Genomic DNA, 13,139 nt, shown 5'->3' on the forward strand with positions numbered 1-13,139 from the left:
CGTGTGTCGCGCAGCTTGTCCAGCAGCTCGTCGACTCGACGGCGGTCAGCCTCAGCTTCCATCCGTGCGAGCTTGAGTTCTGCGAGGTTCTGACGCGCTCGGGCCTTCCACAGACCAATCTCTGATCGCAGCTCATTGACCCCCTGCTCTGGTGGTGGGCCGGGGCGTGGGGTGGTCGAGGGCCTGGGCGGCTGGTCGGCATCGTCAGGAATCATGTTGGGCAGCTCGGGTTCCGGTGACCCATCGGCTGCGTGCATCGCGTTGCTCATTATCGTGTTGTCCTCTCAGTCATGCGGCCCAGGGGTCGCCGTGGATCGCGTCGCAGGTGTAGCAGCCGCCGATTACGTAGTCGGTGCCGTGGTTGGGGCAGGGGCTCGAAGGTGTCACTTCTACGCTCGAAGGTGTCGAAGGTGTCGCGTCCGCGAACGCTGACACCTTGGACACTTTCGTGACACCTTCGGCGGGATCGGAGGTGTCGGTGTCCGTCTCGTCGGGGTCGATCTGCCAGACCCATCCGGCCCCGTACCCCGACTTAGCCGAGGTGATCCGCGGAGCCTTGGACCGCTTGCGGGCGTTCTTGATCTCGTCCTTGGAGAATCCCTCAGCGAGTCCCGCTTTCATGACGGCAGCGGCCTTGGCCTCCCAGCCTTCGCAGCCGCGGAGGTAGTCGAGTACGAATCCCTGAGCGGCGTTGCGGTCCTCGTCGTCGGCCTCGTCGTCAGCCCCGCGATTGATGATGTCTCCGACGCTGATATCGGACTCACCGAGGAACCGGACCCGCCCGACGGAGGTGACACCGTCCTCGACCGGCACGTCGACCGATTCGAGAATGAACTTCCAGGACGTACTACCGGCACCGTAATTCGACTTGTCCTGAGTGATGACACGCTCGCCGGTGTCCTCGTCGGTGGCGAAGGCCAGGAACGACCGGGTCAGGTCGCGCCAGGCGTGCGAGCCGGAAAGCTTGTGACTGACCGAGCCGGCACCCTTTCCAAAGTGATTGATCATCACGACACCGAGTTCGTGCCGCTGCGCCAGGGCCATCAGCGGCTCGTATGCGCGGCGGACATCCTGCACTTTGTTCATATCTGCGGTGCCCATCATCGACGGTGCCGGGTCCAGGATGATGAGTCGGGCCCCGGTCTCCTCGACCGCCTGCCGCAGCAGTCCCATGTCGAGGGGGAACCGCAGCTCGCGCTGCAGGGTCACCGCGTCGATCGTGGTCTCCGCCTGCACCTGAGCGACCCGCCTCAGATCGGCACCTGCAGCAGTGAGGCGCGGCACCGTCACGGTCGACCAGTCATCTTCCGGGCCGAAGTAGATGACGGTCTGAGGCTTGCCGAGGAAGTCACCGGGCAGCTCACCGCGGGTGAGCAGCGCGGCGGTGTAAAGGGCGAACGTCGACTTACCCTCCCCACCATTACCCGCGCAGATCGTCGCAGTGCCCAGCGGCATCACTCCGACGTCGTCGAGCTTGAACAGCCACGCCTGCCGCTTCGGGGTGATCTGATGAGCGTAGGTGACCCGCAGGGCCCCCGCATCGCTGACTTCACTCACGCAGCCGTCCTCCTTTCGTTGCGTCGTGCATCTTTTCGGGCCCTCAGTGCCCGCAGCCCAGCGATCACAGTCGCCGCAGGTTCCATCTGCGCCGCGATCCGCTGCTGATGCTGCAGCTGCCGCTCGGCCAGCTCGGCGCGGGCGTCCCGTGCTCCGTGGACGTGGCCTGCGGCGAAGCCCTCGAACCAGTCCGAGCAGGTACAGCGCGGCAATCGGGGCCAGATCTCGGCGGAGGTCATGCGGCCTCCTCGGAGCGTCGGCCCATCGTCACCGGGACCAGCCTGCAGATAAACATCTCTGCCTTCAGTCCTCGCCGCTCGGCCCTTTGAAGGACTTTCTCCGCGGCGTCGAGGCTGAAATGAACCGAACGCCGGAACGTCGGGGACCCGGACTTGGACCGGATCTCGGTCACCACCACGGGGCGGTGATCGATCAGGTGTCGCATGAACTCGTGCTCGTTCACTGACCATCACCGCCCTCGGCTCGTCGGGCGATCTCGCCGATCCGCCATGACTCCAGTGCATCCGCCTCGTCGTTCAGGTACTCGGCGATCTTTCGCAGGTCCCCGATGCTGGTACGGATCCGGACCTTCTGCCCGGTGTCCCCGTCGAGGACATAGACTCCAGCCGTCAGCGACCATTCCTCGCTCCGGTGGAAGAGGAGCTTGTCGTCGATCACGTGCCAGGAAACATGCACGGTGAAGCCCTCGCCGTCGTCTCCGTAGGGTCCGGCCTCACAGTCGCCGTAGCGATGCACGAGGCCTCGGCGGCTGTAGTCCCTGTGATGGGCACCGCCCCCGTCGCGGAAACAATCGTGCTTGGTACAGAAGTCGGGATGTGCTGCGCCGCTCATCGCTGACCACCGCCGTTCAGCCCCAGCGCCTGGCGCAGCGCCTCGTCGATCCGCATCCCACGCTCCTGTGCGACGGCGTCGAGGTCTGCGAGATCCCAAACCGGACGACCGGCCCACCTGCTGACCATCTCGACCAGAGCGTAGGGATCGGTGGTGATATCCTGTAGTGACATGTTGGTCCCTCCTCTTTTCTGGGGGTTCTGCGAGCGGTCAGCGCCGAGATTGGACGTCGGTGGCGCTGGCCGCTTTCTCTGTTTCGGGGGTCTCAGGCGCATCTGCGCTTCCTCCTTGTTGTCATGCGGTTCGTTGCGCCTGTGATGCCTCGTACTGTTGCTCGATCCACTTCAAAACGTCCTCCCGGCGATAGCGGACTTGCCTCGGCGTCAGCTTGAAGCTCGCGGGGCCGCCGTGGCCGCGGTGCCTGTAGTAGCGGAGCGTCCCGGTGGGTACGCCTGTCGCGGCACTGACCTGGCGCTCTGTCGGGAGCGGGGGCAGCTCGTCCAGTTCCATTGATTCCTCCTGACCTATTACACCCTGCGCGGTGTTAGTCGCTCGCTTTGCGACTCACAAATGAGTGTATAGGCAGAATACACCCGTGGCAAGCGTTGGTCATGCCGTTTCAACACCGCTGGCGGTGTAGTCTGGGAGGTATGGGACAGACAGAGGCCGCGCCGGGACCAAGTGGAGCGCAGCAGCTCAAGAACTTCAGAGAGAACATGAAGGCTGCTCGGCGTAGAGCGGATGGCATGACGCAGACCGATCTGGCGAACGCTATGAACGCTAGGGGGCACGTCTTTCGTCAGCAGACCGTCCAGAAGATCGAGAGCGGCGACCGATCGTTGCAGTTCGACGAGGCGGCGGAGATTGCAGACATCCTCGGTCTGCCGTTGGACCGGCTGACCCAGGGGTCGTCGGCAGTGGAGTCCCTATCAGACATCTATGGGCACGCTGCCGCGTTGGCTGAAGCCAGCGGCAAGGCCAGAGCCTTCGTGGAGCAGTGGCTAGACCTTCAGGCTAATATCCCCGCCTACCTTCGACTGGCGGCAGGCGTGGATGCTAAGCGCGAGCTGACCGAGCGTGACCGTGAGGTGTTCGAGGAAGCGGTCAGCGCGCTCCAGCGGTGGGCGGCGATCGACTCGGCGGATGCGCTGCTCGCACAGCTTCAATTGGCACACCGCCTGCCTCGCCACGACGAGCAACGCGGTGGATGATGCCCCGGCGTCGTGAAGGGGCGTCCTGGGTGCAGGACTTGTGGCATGTCCGCGACCCCGACACGGGCCGGCGTGTCCGCTCGAAGGCATACGGGCGGGGGAGCCGGTGGCGGGGCAACATCATCGTCGAGGGGCGGCCGCGTACCAAGGCGTTCGCCCGCAGAATCGACGCTGACGAGTGGGTGAAGAATGTCAGCGCGTCACTGGTGTCCGGCCAGTACGTCCACGAGCGGGCCGGGGATGTGCTCGTCCGGGACGTGATGGACAAGTTCATCGCCGGCGTCGACGTGAAGCACTCGACGCGGCTGGCGTACAAGTCCGCGATCAAGGCCCAGATCACGCCACGCTGGGGGAGTGTCCGAGTCGCTGACGTCACCCCCTCTGCGGTGCGGGCGTGGCTGGTGGACATGCAGCGCGGCGACCCCGACGCGGAGACTAAGCGGGGCCGCCAGGGCCTCAGCACGGGGTCGGCACGTAAGACCGGCCGCATCTTGTCGATGGCCCTAGACGTCGCCGTTCAGGACCGCCTCATCCGAGAGAACCCCATGCGCCACGTCAGACTGCCGCGTGAGAGTGAAGCCCGGCATGGCATGAGTCTGACCAGCGACCAGCTGCACGCTCTGGCCGATGCTATGCCGACACGCGGCGACCGGACGCTGACGCTGACGCTGGGGTATACGGGGCTCAGGTGGGGCGAGGCGGTCGGGCTGCAGGTCCGCTCCGTCGACCTCGACCGTCGCCGGGTCCACGTCCGGCGAACCTACTCCGAGGCCGGCGGGTCGATCCGCGAGGAGACTCCGAAGTCCCACGAGGCTCGATGGGTGCCGTTCCCTCCGTTCCTCGTCACCCTGCTGCGGGAGCAGATCGAGGGGAAGTCACCGGACGACGACGTGTTCACGTCCGCCCAGGGTGGACCGCTGCGGGGCACTAATTGGCTGCCGCGGGTGCTGCGTCCGGCCTTGGAGCGTACTGGTGTCCCCGATGCTGCGCAGCGCACGATCCACGATCTGCGGCACACCTATAGCACTCTGGCGATCCATGCCGGCGCGAACGTGAAGCAGTTGCAGAAGGCGCTGGGCCACGCTGACGCGGGGATCACCTTGAACCAGTACAGCGACGTTTTCGAGGACGACTACGCGGAGCTGGGGGACCGGATGGAGCCTCGTGCATATTCCGTGCATAGCGCCGAGGTCGAGACATGACGAAACCCCCGGCCAGATATCGCTCTGACCAGGGGTTTCGATGGAGCCGCCTGCCGGAATCGAACCGGCGACCTATTCATTACGAGTGAATCGCTCTGCCGACTGAGCTAAGGCGGCCTCCGCGCGTCCGTCGGTGCCCGAAGGATCGGGATCTGACCGGCGGCAGACGCGCAGAAAAGGAGTCTACGCAGTGGCCGCCGCGCCGGTCAAAACCCGCGGCGGCCACGCCTCGGAGTGCTCTCAGACGCCCTCTCAGACGCCCTCGCAGACGTCGGCTCAGGCGAGGTGATCGTCCTCGTGGACGACCATGACCGGCCCGTGGGCGCGGTGCAGCACGCTGCGTGACACCGATCCGAGCAGGGTCCCGCTGACCGCTCCCTGGCCGCGTGTCCCGACCACGGTCAGCTGGGCCTGCTTCGTGGCCTCCAGCATGACCTGGGTCGGCGTGCCGTCGCGCAGCTCCGAGGTGAACTCGACGTCGGGCCGCTGCTCCCGCAGCGTGGTCACCAGGTCGTCGAGCTGCTCCTGGGAGAACTTGGCGTACCGATCACGCACCTCGTCCTTGCGGGCGGAGAGCTCCGGGTACCACAGCAGCGCCCCGTCCAGCGGGGGCAGAGCCATCAGGAGCTGCAGTTCGGCTCCCAGGCTCTTCGCCGCATCCGCCGCGGCCAGGCAGGCTACGCGGCTGTGCTCGGAACCGTCCACACCGACGATGACCGGCAGGTCCGGCGACGGGAGGTCCTCACCCTCCGCCGCGACGACCACCGTGGGGCACTTCGAGTGGGCGGGGATGGCCGACGCCACCGATCCCAGCAGCCGTCCGACGAATCCGCCGCGGCCGCGGCTGCCGACGACGGCGATCTCCGCACGCCAGGACAGGTCCAGCATCACCCCGGAGGCGTCGCCGTACTCGAGCCGATAGTCGACCACGCCGTCGTGGTCGGCCAGCAGTTCGCGTGCGCCGTCGAGCGTGGTCTCAGCGCCGCGGCGCGAGGGGCTGTCCGCGTGGGGATCCACCGCCTCGGAGGCCATGCCGGAGACCACATAGGGCACCGTGTAGGCCGTCATCACCGTGAGCTTGGACCCTCGGGCCGACGCCGTGCGCGCCGCCCAGGTGAGGGCGAGCCGGGCATGGGGGGAACCGTCGTATCCGAGCAGGACACCGAGGTCGGCCTGCTGGCTGGAGTCGGGAGAGTTGGTCATGTGGGGCCTCCTTCACGGGCAGTGACCGATGCGGAAGCGCCGTCCGCCTTCGGTGAGGAGGCGACCTCCGCCGAGCACCTCCAGTCTATCCCGTCCGCCCCCGCCGCGCTGGCGGACTCAGGAGCATTCGGAACGCCCGTCGAAGAGCTCACCGTCGACCAGGAAGTCGTCCATGGCCTCGGTGGCGCATCCCCCCTCCGCTCGGTAGGCGGTATGACCTTCGCCCTCATAGATCAGCAGCGACGACGCCGGCACCATCTCATGCATGCTCTCGGCCCACTCCACCGGGGTCGCCGGGTCCCCGGAGGTCCCCACGAACAGGATCTCGTCGACGTCGTCGAGCTCCGGCTCCTCTGGCTCATCGCGGGGCTCGATCGGCCATTCGTCACACATGATCGCCGGGTGGCCGAGATACGGCCCCAGGACCGGCGCCTCACGGGCGATCGCATCGAACTCGCGCCGGATCTCCCCGTCGGCCTCGGGGACGGGGTAGTCGGCGCACATGATCGCCTGGCGGGCCATGGTCCCCTGCCAGGAGTAGCTGCCGTCGGCCTCCCGCCCCGCGGCCGCGTCGGACCATGCCAGGAACATGTCGTACTCCCCGTCGTCCACGGCCGCCCCGAGGGCCTGGGCGAGCAGCGGCCACCCCTCGGAGCTGTACATCGGGAGGATGAATCCCGAGATCAGCATCTCGACCGTCAGGGTGCGGTCCCCGGACATCTCCACCGGTTCCAGGTGGACGTCGTGGAGCATCTGCTCGACCGATCCGATGATGTCGTCGGCATCGCCGTCGACGGCGCAGTCCTCGAGGTCCTCGCACCACTGGGCGAAGTCGTCGAGGACGGAGTCGAAGCCGCGGGCCTGCGCCAGACTGATCTCCTGGAGGTCGACGGAGGTGTCCATCATCCCGTCCAGCACGAAGCGGCCGACGCGGTCGCCGAAGAGCTCCGCATAGGTGATGCCCAGGTGGGTCCCGTAGGAGAATCCCAGGTAGTGGAGCCGCTCCTGACCGAGTGCGGCACGGATGACGTCCATGTCCCGGGCGGCCGAGTCCGTGTCGACGAACTCCAGCGAGTCCCCGGTCCGCTCCAGGCAGTCCTCGCCGATCTCTCGGGCCTGCTGCCTGGCCGCGTCCATCTCCCCGGTCGGAGTGTCAGTGTCCTCATCGAAGGCGTCGTCGCCCTCACGGTAGGAGTCCATCTCCTCGTCGGTGAAGCACTGCACCGGTGCCGAACGATGCACGCCCCGGGGATCGAAGCCCACGAGCGCGAAGTTCTCCTGCAGCCGTGAGGAGAAGGCGTAGCCGCGCATCTCCGCCACCAGGTCGTAGCCGGACTCGCCGGGCCCGCCAGGATTGGTCAGGAGGAACTCGACGTCCTCGTCCTCCCCGTCGTCCTCGGCATCATCGTCCGCCTCGTCGTCCGAGGACCCGCCGGACTCCTCCGGGGCGGCGCTGACCAGAGCGATCTCGAGGGTCTCACCCTCCGGGTCCGAGTAGTCCATCGGGACCTCGACGGTGGTGCACTCGAGATCCCCCTCGCACTCCTCCCAGGTCGGGTCCTGCTCGTAGAAGGCGGCCAGCTCCTCCGGATGGTCGGCGGCCGGTCCCGACGCCGTGCCCTCGTCTGCGGCCTCGTCGTCCTCCACCGCTGCGCAGGAGGTCAGGAGCAGGGCCGAGACGGTGAGCAGGGCCGACAGGACGGAGATCCTCATCCGCGACCCCCGGGGCCACCGGCGGGGGCCGGACGGACGGTGGGCAGGAACCGCGTCATCAGCGCCTCCATGGCCAGAAGTGGCGGCACGTTCTGGCCGATGCGCATCCGGGCCTGGGAGATCGCATCCAGACATTCCAGGGCCTTCTCAGCCGAGATCGCCTCGGCGTAGTCGGTCAGCTCAGCCCGCAGGTGCTCGTTGATCAGCTCCCCGTCGGCGCGCAGCTTCAGACTCAGCACATCCCGGAACACGGCGGTCAGGTCGATGAGCGAGCGGTCCAACGCATCCGCGACGGCGCGCTTGGCGCGTCGGGTGTGGTCCTCTTCGAGCCGCTTGAACTGGCTGCGCAGCTTCGGTGGCACCTTCTCCTCAGGATCCAGGCCGAGGGAGCGCCGCAGGGACGCCTGCTCCTCGACCAGCCGCGCCTCGGCGGCGGAGTCGGCGTCCTCCTTGGTCATCCCGACCAGCCTGCCGGCGGCCTGGACGGCGTCGGAGGCGCGGCGCACCCGCAGCGGCAGGGTCACCACCTCTTCACGACGACGTCGGACCTCCGGATCGCGCGCCAGACGCCGAGCCACCCCGATGTGGCTCTGCGACGCCCGTGCGGCGAGGGCCGCCTGTTCTGCGTCCACCCCGTCGCGGGCCTGCAGCAGCTCGGCGACGGCGTCCACGGGCGGGATGCGCAGACTCACCTGTCGGCAGCGGGAGCGGATCGTCACCAGGACGTCGGCCGGACTCGGGGCGCAGAGGACCCAGACGGTGTGCGGGGGAGGCTCTTCGACGGCCTTGAGCAGCACGTTGGTGGCGCGTTCGGTCATCCGGTCGGCGTCCTCCACGACGATCACCCGCCGCCGAGAGCCCTGCGGCCGGTCCTGGGCGGTGGAGACCAGGGCGCGGACGTCCTCGATCCGATAGGTCACGTTCTCCGTGGAGATCAGGGAGACGGAGGGGTGGGAGCCGGCCTCGACGAGTCGGCATGATCTGCAGGTCCCGCATCCGCGCTCCCACGGGTCCTCGGCCTCACAGTTGAGCGCCGCGGCGAAGGCCCGCGCCGCATTGGAGCGGCCGGAGCCGGGCGGACCGGTCAGCAGCCAGGCGTGCGACGGAGTCTCCGCGGCGGCCGCGGTGCGGAGCTCGCCGACCACCGCGTCCTGCCCGACCAGCTCGGCGAAGCCGGGCGGCATCCCCCCATCGGTCCGTCGAGTCATGTCCACACCTCCCGGAGCTCGTCGACTACGGCGGCGTGGATGTCGTCGGCCGGTCCCGAGGCATCGACCACGAGGTAGCGGGTGGGGTCCTCGGCGGCACGGTCGAGGAACGCCTCACGCAGACGCCTGTGGAATGCCGCATCCGCAGACTCCATCCGGTCCGCGGCGCCGCCGCGGGAGGTGCGTCGGGCGGCTGAGACCTCGTGGTCCACGTCGAGCAGCACCGTCAGATCGGGTCGCAGCCCCTGCGTGGCCCAGGCGTTGACGCGCGCGACGTCGTCGGCGCCGAGTCCGCGGCCGACTCCCTGGTAGGCGATCGAGGAGTCCACGAATCGGTCGCACAGCACCACGGCACCGGACTCGAGGGCGGGAAGGATCCGTTGGGTCACATGGGCTGCGCGGGAGGCGGCGAAGAGCAGCGCTTCGGTGCGCGGGTCCACCTCGCCCTGCCCGTGGTCCAGCACCAGGGACCGGATGCGCTCCCCGATGTCGGTCCCGCCGGGCTCACGGGTGCGCTCTACGGTGCGGCCGTCGGCGCGGAGCCGGCGCTCGAGCATGTCGAGCTGAGTCGTCTTCCCTGCGCCGTCGCCGCCCTCGAACACGACGAACAGACCGCGTGCACCCTCGTCCCTATCCACGGACCCCAGCCTATAGGCCTCCTGCCGGACGACCGTCCGCCGTCCCCACAGGTCCCAGTCCGTCCGCGCGGAGCACTCCTGCCCTACGCTGAGGATCATGACCCATGAGCGCACCTTCCTGGTCTCCGGCGGACGTGGGCCGCACACCACCGACGGCGGACACGTCGCAGGCTCTCCGGTGAACCGCGCGGTCGACTTCACCTCGACCTTCGTCCACCGGCACGGCGCCGAGTCTCCCTACGAGTACGCCCGCGAGGGTGTCCCCTCCTGGGAGCCGCTCGAGCAGGTGCTCGCGGCGTTGGAGGGCGGCACCCGCAGCAGCTGGTCCGGGGACGGAATGGTCGTCACCGCCCACGACGCTCCGGTGACGCCCCAGCCCGCAGTCCTGTTCTCCTCCGGGATGGCGGCGATCTCCGCGGCGCTGCATCTGCTGCCCGTCGGGGCGCATCTGATCCTGCCCAGGCACAGCTATAAGGGGCTCGGAGGACTGGCTCAGCAGATGGCGGACCGGGGGGTGCTCACCGTCCATCGTGTCGACGTCGCCCACACGGACCAGGTGGTCACCACGCTGTCCGACGTCGCGGCCCTCGCCCAGGCGCAGGAGCAGCAGGTCATGCTGTGGCTGGAGTCCCCGACCAACCCGATGCTCGAGGTCGCCGACCTGCCCGAACTGATCGCCCAGGCCCGGCGGCGCGGCATGCTCACCGTGGTGGACAACACCTTCGCCACCCCGCTGCGCCAACAGCCCCTGAAGCACGGGGCCGACGTCGTCGTCCACTCGGTGACCAAGTTCCTCTCCGGGCACTCGGACCTCATCATGGGTGCGGCCGTCACCTGCGACCCCGAGCTGCACCGCCGGATGAAGGATCACCAGGCCCTGCACGGCGCCACGCCGGGATCGCTCGACGTCTTCCTCGCCCTGCGCGGACTGCGCACCCTGGCGATCCGGCTGGACCAGGCCGAGCGCAACGCCGCGGAGCTGGCCGGGCGCCTGCGGCGGCGGCACGACGCCGGCGAGCCCGGGATCCGCGGAGTCCGTCACCCCAGCCTGCCCACCCACCCGCAGCATGAGCGGGCCGCGGCCCAGCTGGGCACCGACCCCGACGAGCACGGCCGCCCCCGCCTCGGCTTCGGCGCGGTGCTGACCCTGGAGCTGGACGACGCCGCGCTCGCCGACGACGTCGTCGATCGGCTGCGTGTGTGGACGCCGGCGACCAGCCTCGGGGGAGTGGAGTCCCTGGCGGAGCGTCGCGCCCGGTACCCCGACGAGCCGCCGACCGTCCCGGAGGGGCTGATCCGACTGGCCGTCGGCATCGAGCACGTCGACGACCTCTTCGAGGATCTCCTCACCGCCCTGCGTGCGGCCGCGGCGGAGTCGGACACGGCCCAGCCGAGCGGCTAGCATCGAACCATGCAGTTCCTCTTCTCCGGGCAGTGCTTCCAGCAGGACTCTCTGACGGGAGTCGTCCGATGCCTCGACGTGCTCTGGATCATGCCCGCCTTCGCCATCGTCTGCCTGGGCGTGGCCGTGCTCGCGCTGGTGCGGTGCGTGCCGAAGGACTCCCAGCGCTTCGAGATGTCCTTCAAGCGGACCAAGGGGTTCTGGCTGGCGATGACCGGCGGAGCGGTCCTGCTCACGCTGTTCGGCATCTTCCCGGGGAGCCCGTTCAGCTTCCTGTTCCCGGTGATCGGGGTGATCATGGCCTCGGTGTACCTCGCCGACGTCGAACCCGAGGTGCGCGGCTGAGCCGGCCGACCCGACCCACGACCACGCCTGACGACCATCTCCGCACCTGACGAAGGGAAGGCACGCGACGTGACCTACGACCTCATCCTCCTCCGCCACGGACAGAGCGACTGGAACGAGAAGAACCTGTTCACCGGCTGGGTCGACGTGCCGCTGACCGAGCAGGGCCGTGCGGAGGCCGCCCGCGGCGGTGAGCTGCTGGCCGAGCACGACCTGCTCCCCGACGTCGTCCACACCTCGCTGCTGCAGCGCGCCATCACCACCGCCCACCTCTGCCTGGAGGCCGCGGACCGCCTCTGGATCCCGGTCCGTCGGGACTGGCGGCTCAACGAGCGCCATTACGGGGCCCTGCAGGGCAAGGACAAGGCGGCCATCCGCGAGGAGTACGGCGAGGAGCAGTTCATGACCTGGCGGCGCTCCTTCGACACCCCGCCGCCCGAACTCGACGCCGACGACGAATACTCCCAGGTCGGCGACCCCCGGTACGCGGACCTCGGAGACGCCGCGCCGCGCACCGAGTGCCTCAAGGACGTCGTCGAGCGGATGCTGCCCTACTGGGAGGCCTCAGTGGTCCCGGACCTGGGGGAGGGCCGCACCGTGCTGCTCGCCGCCCACGGCAACTCCCTCCGTGCGCTGGTCAAGCACCTCGATGGGATCTCCGACGCCGACATCGCCGGGCTGAACATCCCCACCGGCATCCCGCTGCACTACCGCCTCGGTGAGGACCTCGCTCCGCAGAACCCGGGCGGCACCTACCTGGACCCCGACGCCGCGAAGGACGCCATCGCCGCGGTGGCGAACCAGGGTCGGTGATGAGGCGCAGCCGGTGACCAGGCGCAGCCGGTGACCAGGCGCAGCCGGTGACCAGGCGCAGATGAGTCCCGGGCGGCGAGCCGGGCTCAGACGCTCACTGGACCGGAGAGATGGCCGACCGGGCCTGGTCCTCGTCGCCGCGGGAGTCCCACTCGCCGGTGACCAGGTAGTGGACCTTCGCGGCCACGGAGACGCCGTGGTCGCCGAAGCGCTCGAAGTAGCGGCTGGCCAGGGTGCAGTCCGCCGTGGTCGCGGCCGGGGCGTCCCAGTCCTCGTCCGCCAGGGTGGCGAACACCGAGGCGTGCAGCTCGTTGATCTGCTCGTTCAGGGCGGTGATCTGGGCGACCAGGGCGATGTCGCGGGTGCGGAGCAGCTCGGTCACCCGCTCGGAGATGTCGATGGCGTGCTGGGCCATCTTCTCGAAGGTCGGACGCAGAGCCTCGGGGGTGACCTGGTCCGGGTAGCGCAGACGGACCAGCTGGGCGATGTGCCGGGCGAGGTCGCCCATCCGCTCCAGGGAGGCGCTCATGCGCAGCGCCCCGACCACGGTGCGCAGGTCGGTGGCCACCGGACCCTGCAGGGCGAGCAGGTCGATGGCCCGCTCGTCGATGTCGTTCTGCATGGCGTCGATGCGGCGGTCCGCGGCGATGACCTCTTCGGCCAGCTGCACGTCGGCGGTCTCGAAGGCGCTGCGCGCGTCGGTCATGGCCGCGGAGACGTACTGAGAGATCTCCACCAGCAGGTCGCCGACGTTCTGCAGGTCTTCCTGAAAGATCTTGCGCACCGAGGGGGTCCTTTCGTCGTCGTCGCACGGACCGAGGCCGCACTCGAGGGGCCCCTTGTCAGGGACCTCTTAGGGGACATCTTGCCAGTCCCGACTGCACACGATGACGCATACAGGTGAACAGCCGGGGAAGTCCGGTGTGATCGGCAGGTGAATGGCGGGTGAACCCCCGGTCGCACCCAGGTCCTGCGGCGACGTCGACGCCCCCTTC

16 protein-coding genes and 1 tRNA gene are annotated in these 13,139 nt (G+C 68.7%); 5 read left to right on the forward strand and 12 right to left on the reverse strand.

The window, feature by feature from the left end; all coding sequences use genetic code 11:
* Positions 1 to 288 precede the first annotated feature (288 nt).
* The 6 genes from N7E59_RS07755 to N7E59_RS07780 form a co-directional block, all read right to left on the reverse strand.
* The gene (locus N7E59_RS07755) at positions 289 to 1,557 is read right to left on the reverse strand and encodes an AAA family ATPase (protein WP_261624357.1); all 1,269 of its coding nucleotides are present in this window, start codon (positions 1,555 to 1,557) and stop codon (positions 289 to 291) included.
* Positions 1,554 to 1,796 (reverse strand): hypothetical protein, encoded by a 243-nt coding sequence (locus N7E59_RS07760; RefSeq protein ID WP_261624358.1) that lies wholly within the window; start codon positions 1,794 to 1,796, stop codon positions 1,554 to 1,556. The genes N7E59_RS07755 and N7E59_RS07760 overlap by 4 nt, the downstream gene beginning before the upstream one ends.
* Positions 1,793 to 2,020, reverse strand: coding sequence for a hypothetical protein (locus N7E59_RS07765; protein WP_261624359.1), 228 nt, complete (start codon positions 2,018 to 2,020; stop codon positions 1,793 to 1,795). The genes N7E59_RS07760 and N7E59_RS07765 overlap by 4 nt, the downstream gene beginning before the upstream one ends.
* Positions 2,017 to 2,409 carry a hypothetical protein gene (locus N7E59_RS07770; RefSeq protein WP_261624360.1) on the reverse strand — a complete coding sequence of 131 codons (393 nt, stop codon included), beginning with the start codon at positions 2,407 to 2,409 and terminating at the stop codon, positions 2,017 to 2,019. The genes N7E59_RS07765 and N7E59_RS07770 overlap by 4 nt, the downstream gene beginning before the upstream one ends.
* Complete coding sequence (locus tag N7E59_RS07775; protein ID WP_261624361.1) at positions 2,406 to 2,582, reverse strand: hypothetical protein; 177 nt, start codon at positions 2,580 to 2,582, stop codon at positions 2,406 to 2,408. Before N7E59_RS07775 ends, N7E59_RS07770 begins: the two co-directional genes overlap by 4 nt.
* 121 nt (positions 2,583 to 2,703) lie before the next feature.
* Positions 2,704 to 2,919, reverse strand: coding sequence for a helix-turn-helix transcriptional regulator (locus N7E59_RS07780; protein ID WP_261624362.1), 216 nt, complete (start codon positions 2,917 to 2,919; stop codon positions 2,704 to 2,706).
* A gap of 140 nt (positions 2,920 to 3,059) precedes the next feature.
* Here N7E59_RS07780 and N7E59_RS07785 point away from each other — a divergent pair, with 140 nt between their 5' ends.
* Both N7E59_RS07785 and N7E59_RS07790 read left to right on the forward strand, forming a co-directional pair.
* Positions 3,060 to 3,620 (forward strand): helix-turn-helix transcriptional regulator, encoded by a 561-nt coding sequence (locus N7E59_RS07785; RefSeq protein ID WP_261624363.1) that lies wholly within the window; start codon positions 3,060 to 3,062, stop codon positions 3,618 to 3,620.
* 182 nt (positions 3,621 to 3,802) lie between these two features.
* Positions 3,803 to 4,822, forward strand: a complete 1,020-nt coding sequence (locus N7E59_RS07790) for a tyrosine-type recombinase/integrase (RefSeq protein WP_261624364.1) — start codon at positions 3,803 to 3,805, stop codon at positions 4,820 to 4,822.
* 41 nt (positions 4,823 to 4,863) lie between these two features.
* Here N7E59_RS07790 and N7E59_RS07795 read toward each other — a convergent pair.
* From N7E59_RS07795 to tmk, 5 genes are all read right to left on the reverse strand, one after another.
* Positions 4,864 to 4,939 (reverse strand) — tRNA-Thr (locus tag N7E59_RS07795).
* A 159-nt stretch (positions 4,940 to 5,098) separates the two neighbouring features.
* The gene (locus N7E59_RS07800) at positions 5,099 to 6,025 is read right to left on the reverse strand and encodes a universal stress protein (RefSeq protein ID WP_261624365.1); all 927 of its coding nucleotides are present in this window, start codon (positions 6,023 to 6,025) and stop codon (positions 5,099 to 5,101) included.
* 117 nt (positions 6,026 to 6,142) lie between these two features.
* On the reverse strand, positions 6,143 to 7,738 hold the full coding sequence (locus N7E59_RS07805) for an alpha/beta hydrolase (RefSeq protein WP_261624366.1): 1,596 nt from the start codon (positions 7,736 to 7,738) through the stop codon (positions 6,143 to 6,145).
* Complete coding sequence (locus N7E59_RS07810; RefSeq protein WP_261624367.1) at positions 7,735 to 8,946, reverse strand: DNA polymerase III subunit delta'; 1,212 nt, start codon at positions 8,944 to 8,946, stop codon at positions 7,735 to 7,737. Before N7E59_RS07810 ends, N7E59_RS07805 begins: the two co-directional genes overlap by 4 nt.
* Positions 8,943 to 9,584, reverse strand: coding sequence for a dTMP kinase (tmk, locus tag N7E59_RS07815; protein ID WP_261624368.1), 642 nt, complete (start codon positions 9,582 to 9,584; stop codon positions 8,943 to 8,945). The genes N7E59_RS07810 and tmk overlap by 4 nt, the downstream gene beginning before the upstream one ends.
* 97 nt (positions 9,585 to 9,681) lie before the next feature.
* On the opposite strand from tmk, the gene N7E59_RS07820 reads away from it, so the two are divergent.
* The 3 genes from N7E59_RS07820 (at position 9,682) to N7E59_RS07830 (ending at position 12,144) form a co-directional block, all read left to right on the forward strand.
* Positions 9,682 to 10,986 carry a trans-sulfuration enzyme family protein gene (locus tag N7E59_RS07820; RefSeq protein WP_261624369.1) on the forward strand — a complete coding sequence of 435 codons (1,305 nt, stop codon included), beginning with the start codon at positions 9,682 to 9,684 and terminating at the stop codon, positions 10,984 to 10,986.
* Between the two features lie 9 nt (positions 10,987 to 10,995).
* Positions 10,996 to 11,331, forward strand: a complete 336-nt coding sequence (locus N7E59_RS07825; protein WP_261624370.1) for a DUF2516 family protein — start codon at positions 10,996 to 10,998, stop codon at positions 11,329 to 11,331.
* A gap of 69 nt (positions 11,332 to 11,400) precedes the next feature.
* Complete coding sequence (locus tag N7E59_RS07830; RefSeq protein ID WP_261624371.1) at positions 11,401 to 12,144, forward strand: phosphoglyceromutase; 744 nt, start codon at positions 11,401 to 11,403, stop codon at positions 12,142 to 12,144.
* A 94-nt stretch (positions 12,145 to 12,238) separates the two neighbouring features.
* Here N7E59_RS07830 and phoU read toward each other — a convergent pair whose 3' ends face one another.
* Positions 12,239 to 12,928, reverse strand: coding sequence for a phosphate signaling complex protein PhoU (gene phoU, locus N7E59_RS07835; protein WP_261624372.1), 690 nt, complete (start codon positions 12,926 to 12,928; stop codon positions 12,239 to 12,241).
* Between the last annotated feature and the right edge of the window lie 211 nt (positions 12,929 to 13,139).

The sequence above is a fragment of the Nesterenkonia marinintestina genome, assembly GCF_025420485.1.
Lineage (GTDB): Bacteria > Actinomycetota > Actinomycetes > Actinomycetales > Micrococcaceae > Nesterenkonia > Nesterenkonia marinintestina.

Bases quoted from the DNA above. Each gene is read 5' to 3' on its own strand.
- N7E59_RS07800 (WP_261624365.1), bottom strand. From the start codon at position 6,025: ATGACCAACTCTCCCGACTCCAGCCAGCAGGCCGACCTCGGTGTCCTG.
- N7E59_RS07770 (WP_261624360.1), bottom strand. From the start codon at position 2,409: ATGAGCGGCGCAGCACATCCCGACTTCTGTACCAAGCACGATTGTTTC.
- N7E59_RS07825 (WP_261624370.1), top strand. From the start codon at position 10,996: ATGCAGTTCCTCTTCTCCGGGCAGTGCTTCCAGCAGGACTCTCTGACG.
- N7E59_RS07820 (WP_261624369.1), top strand. From the start codon at position 9,682: ATGACCCATGAGCGCACCTTCCTGGTCTCCGGCGGACGTGGGCCGCAC.
- N7E59_RS07810 (WP_261624367.1), bottom strand. From the start codon at position 8,946: ATGACTCGACGGACCGATGGGGGGATGCCGCCCGGCTTCGCCGAGCTG.
- N7E59_RS07775 (WP_261624361.1), bottom strand. From the start codon at position 2,582: ATGTCACTACAGGATATCACCACCGATCCCTACGCTCTGGTCGAGATG.
- N7E59_RS07785 (WP_261624363.1), top strand. From the start codon at position 3,060: ATGGGACAGACAGAGGCCGCGCCGGGACCAAGTGGAGCGCAGCAGCTC.
- N7E59_RS07780 (WP_261624362.1), bottom strand. From the start codon at position 2,919: ATGGAACTGGACGAGCTGCCCCCGCTCCCGACAGAGCGCCAGGTCAGT.
- N7E59_RS07760 (WP_261624358.1), bottom strand. From the start codon at position 1,796: ATGACCTCCGCCGAGATCTGGCCCCGATTGCCGCGCTGTACCTGCTCG.
- N7E59_RS07805 (WP_261624366.1), bottom strand. From the start codon at position 7,738: ATGAGGATCTCCGTCCTGTCGGCCCTGCTCACCGTCTCGGCCCTGCTC.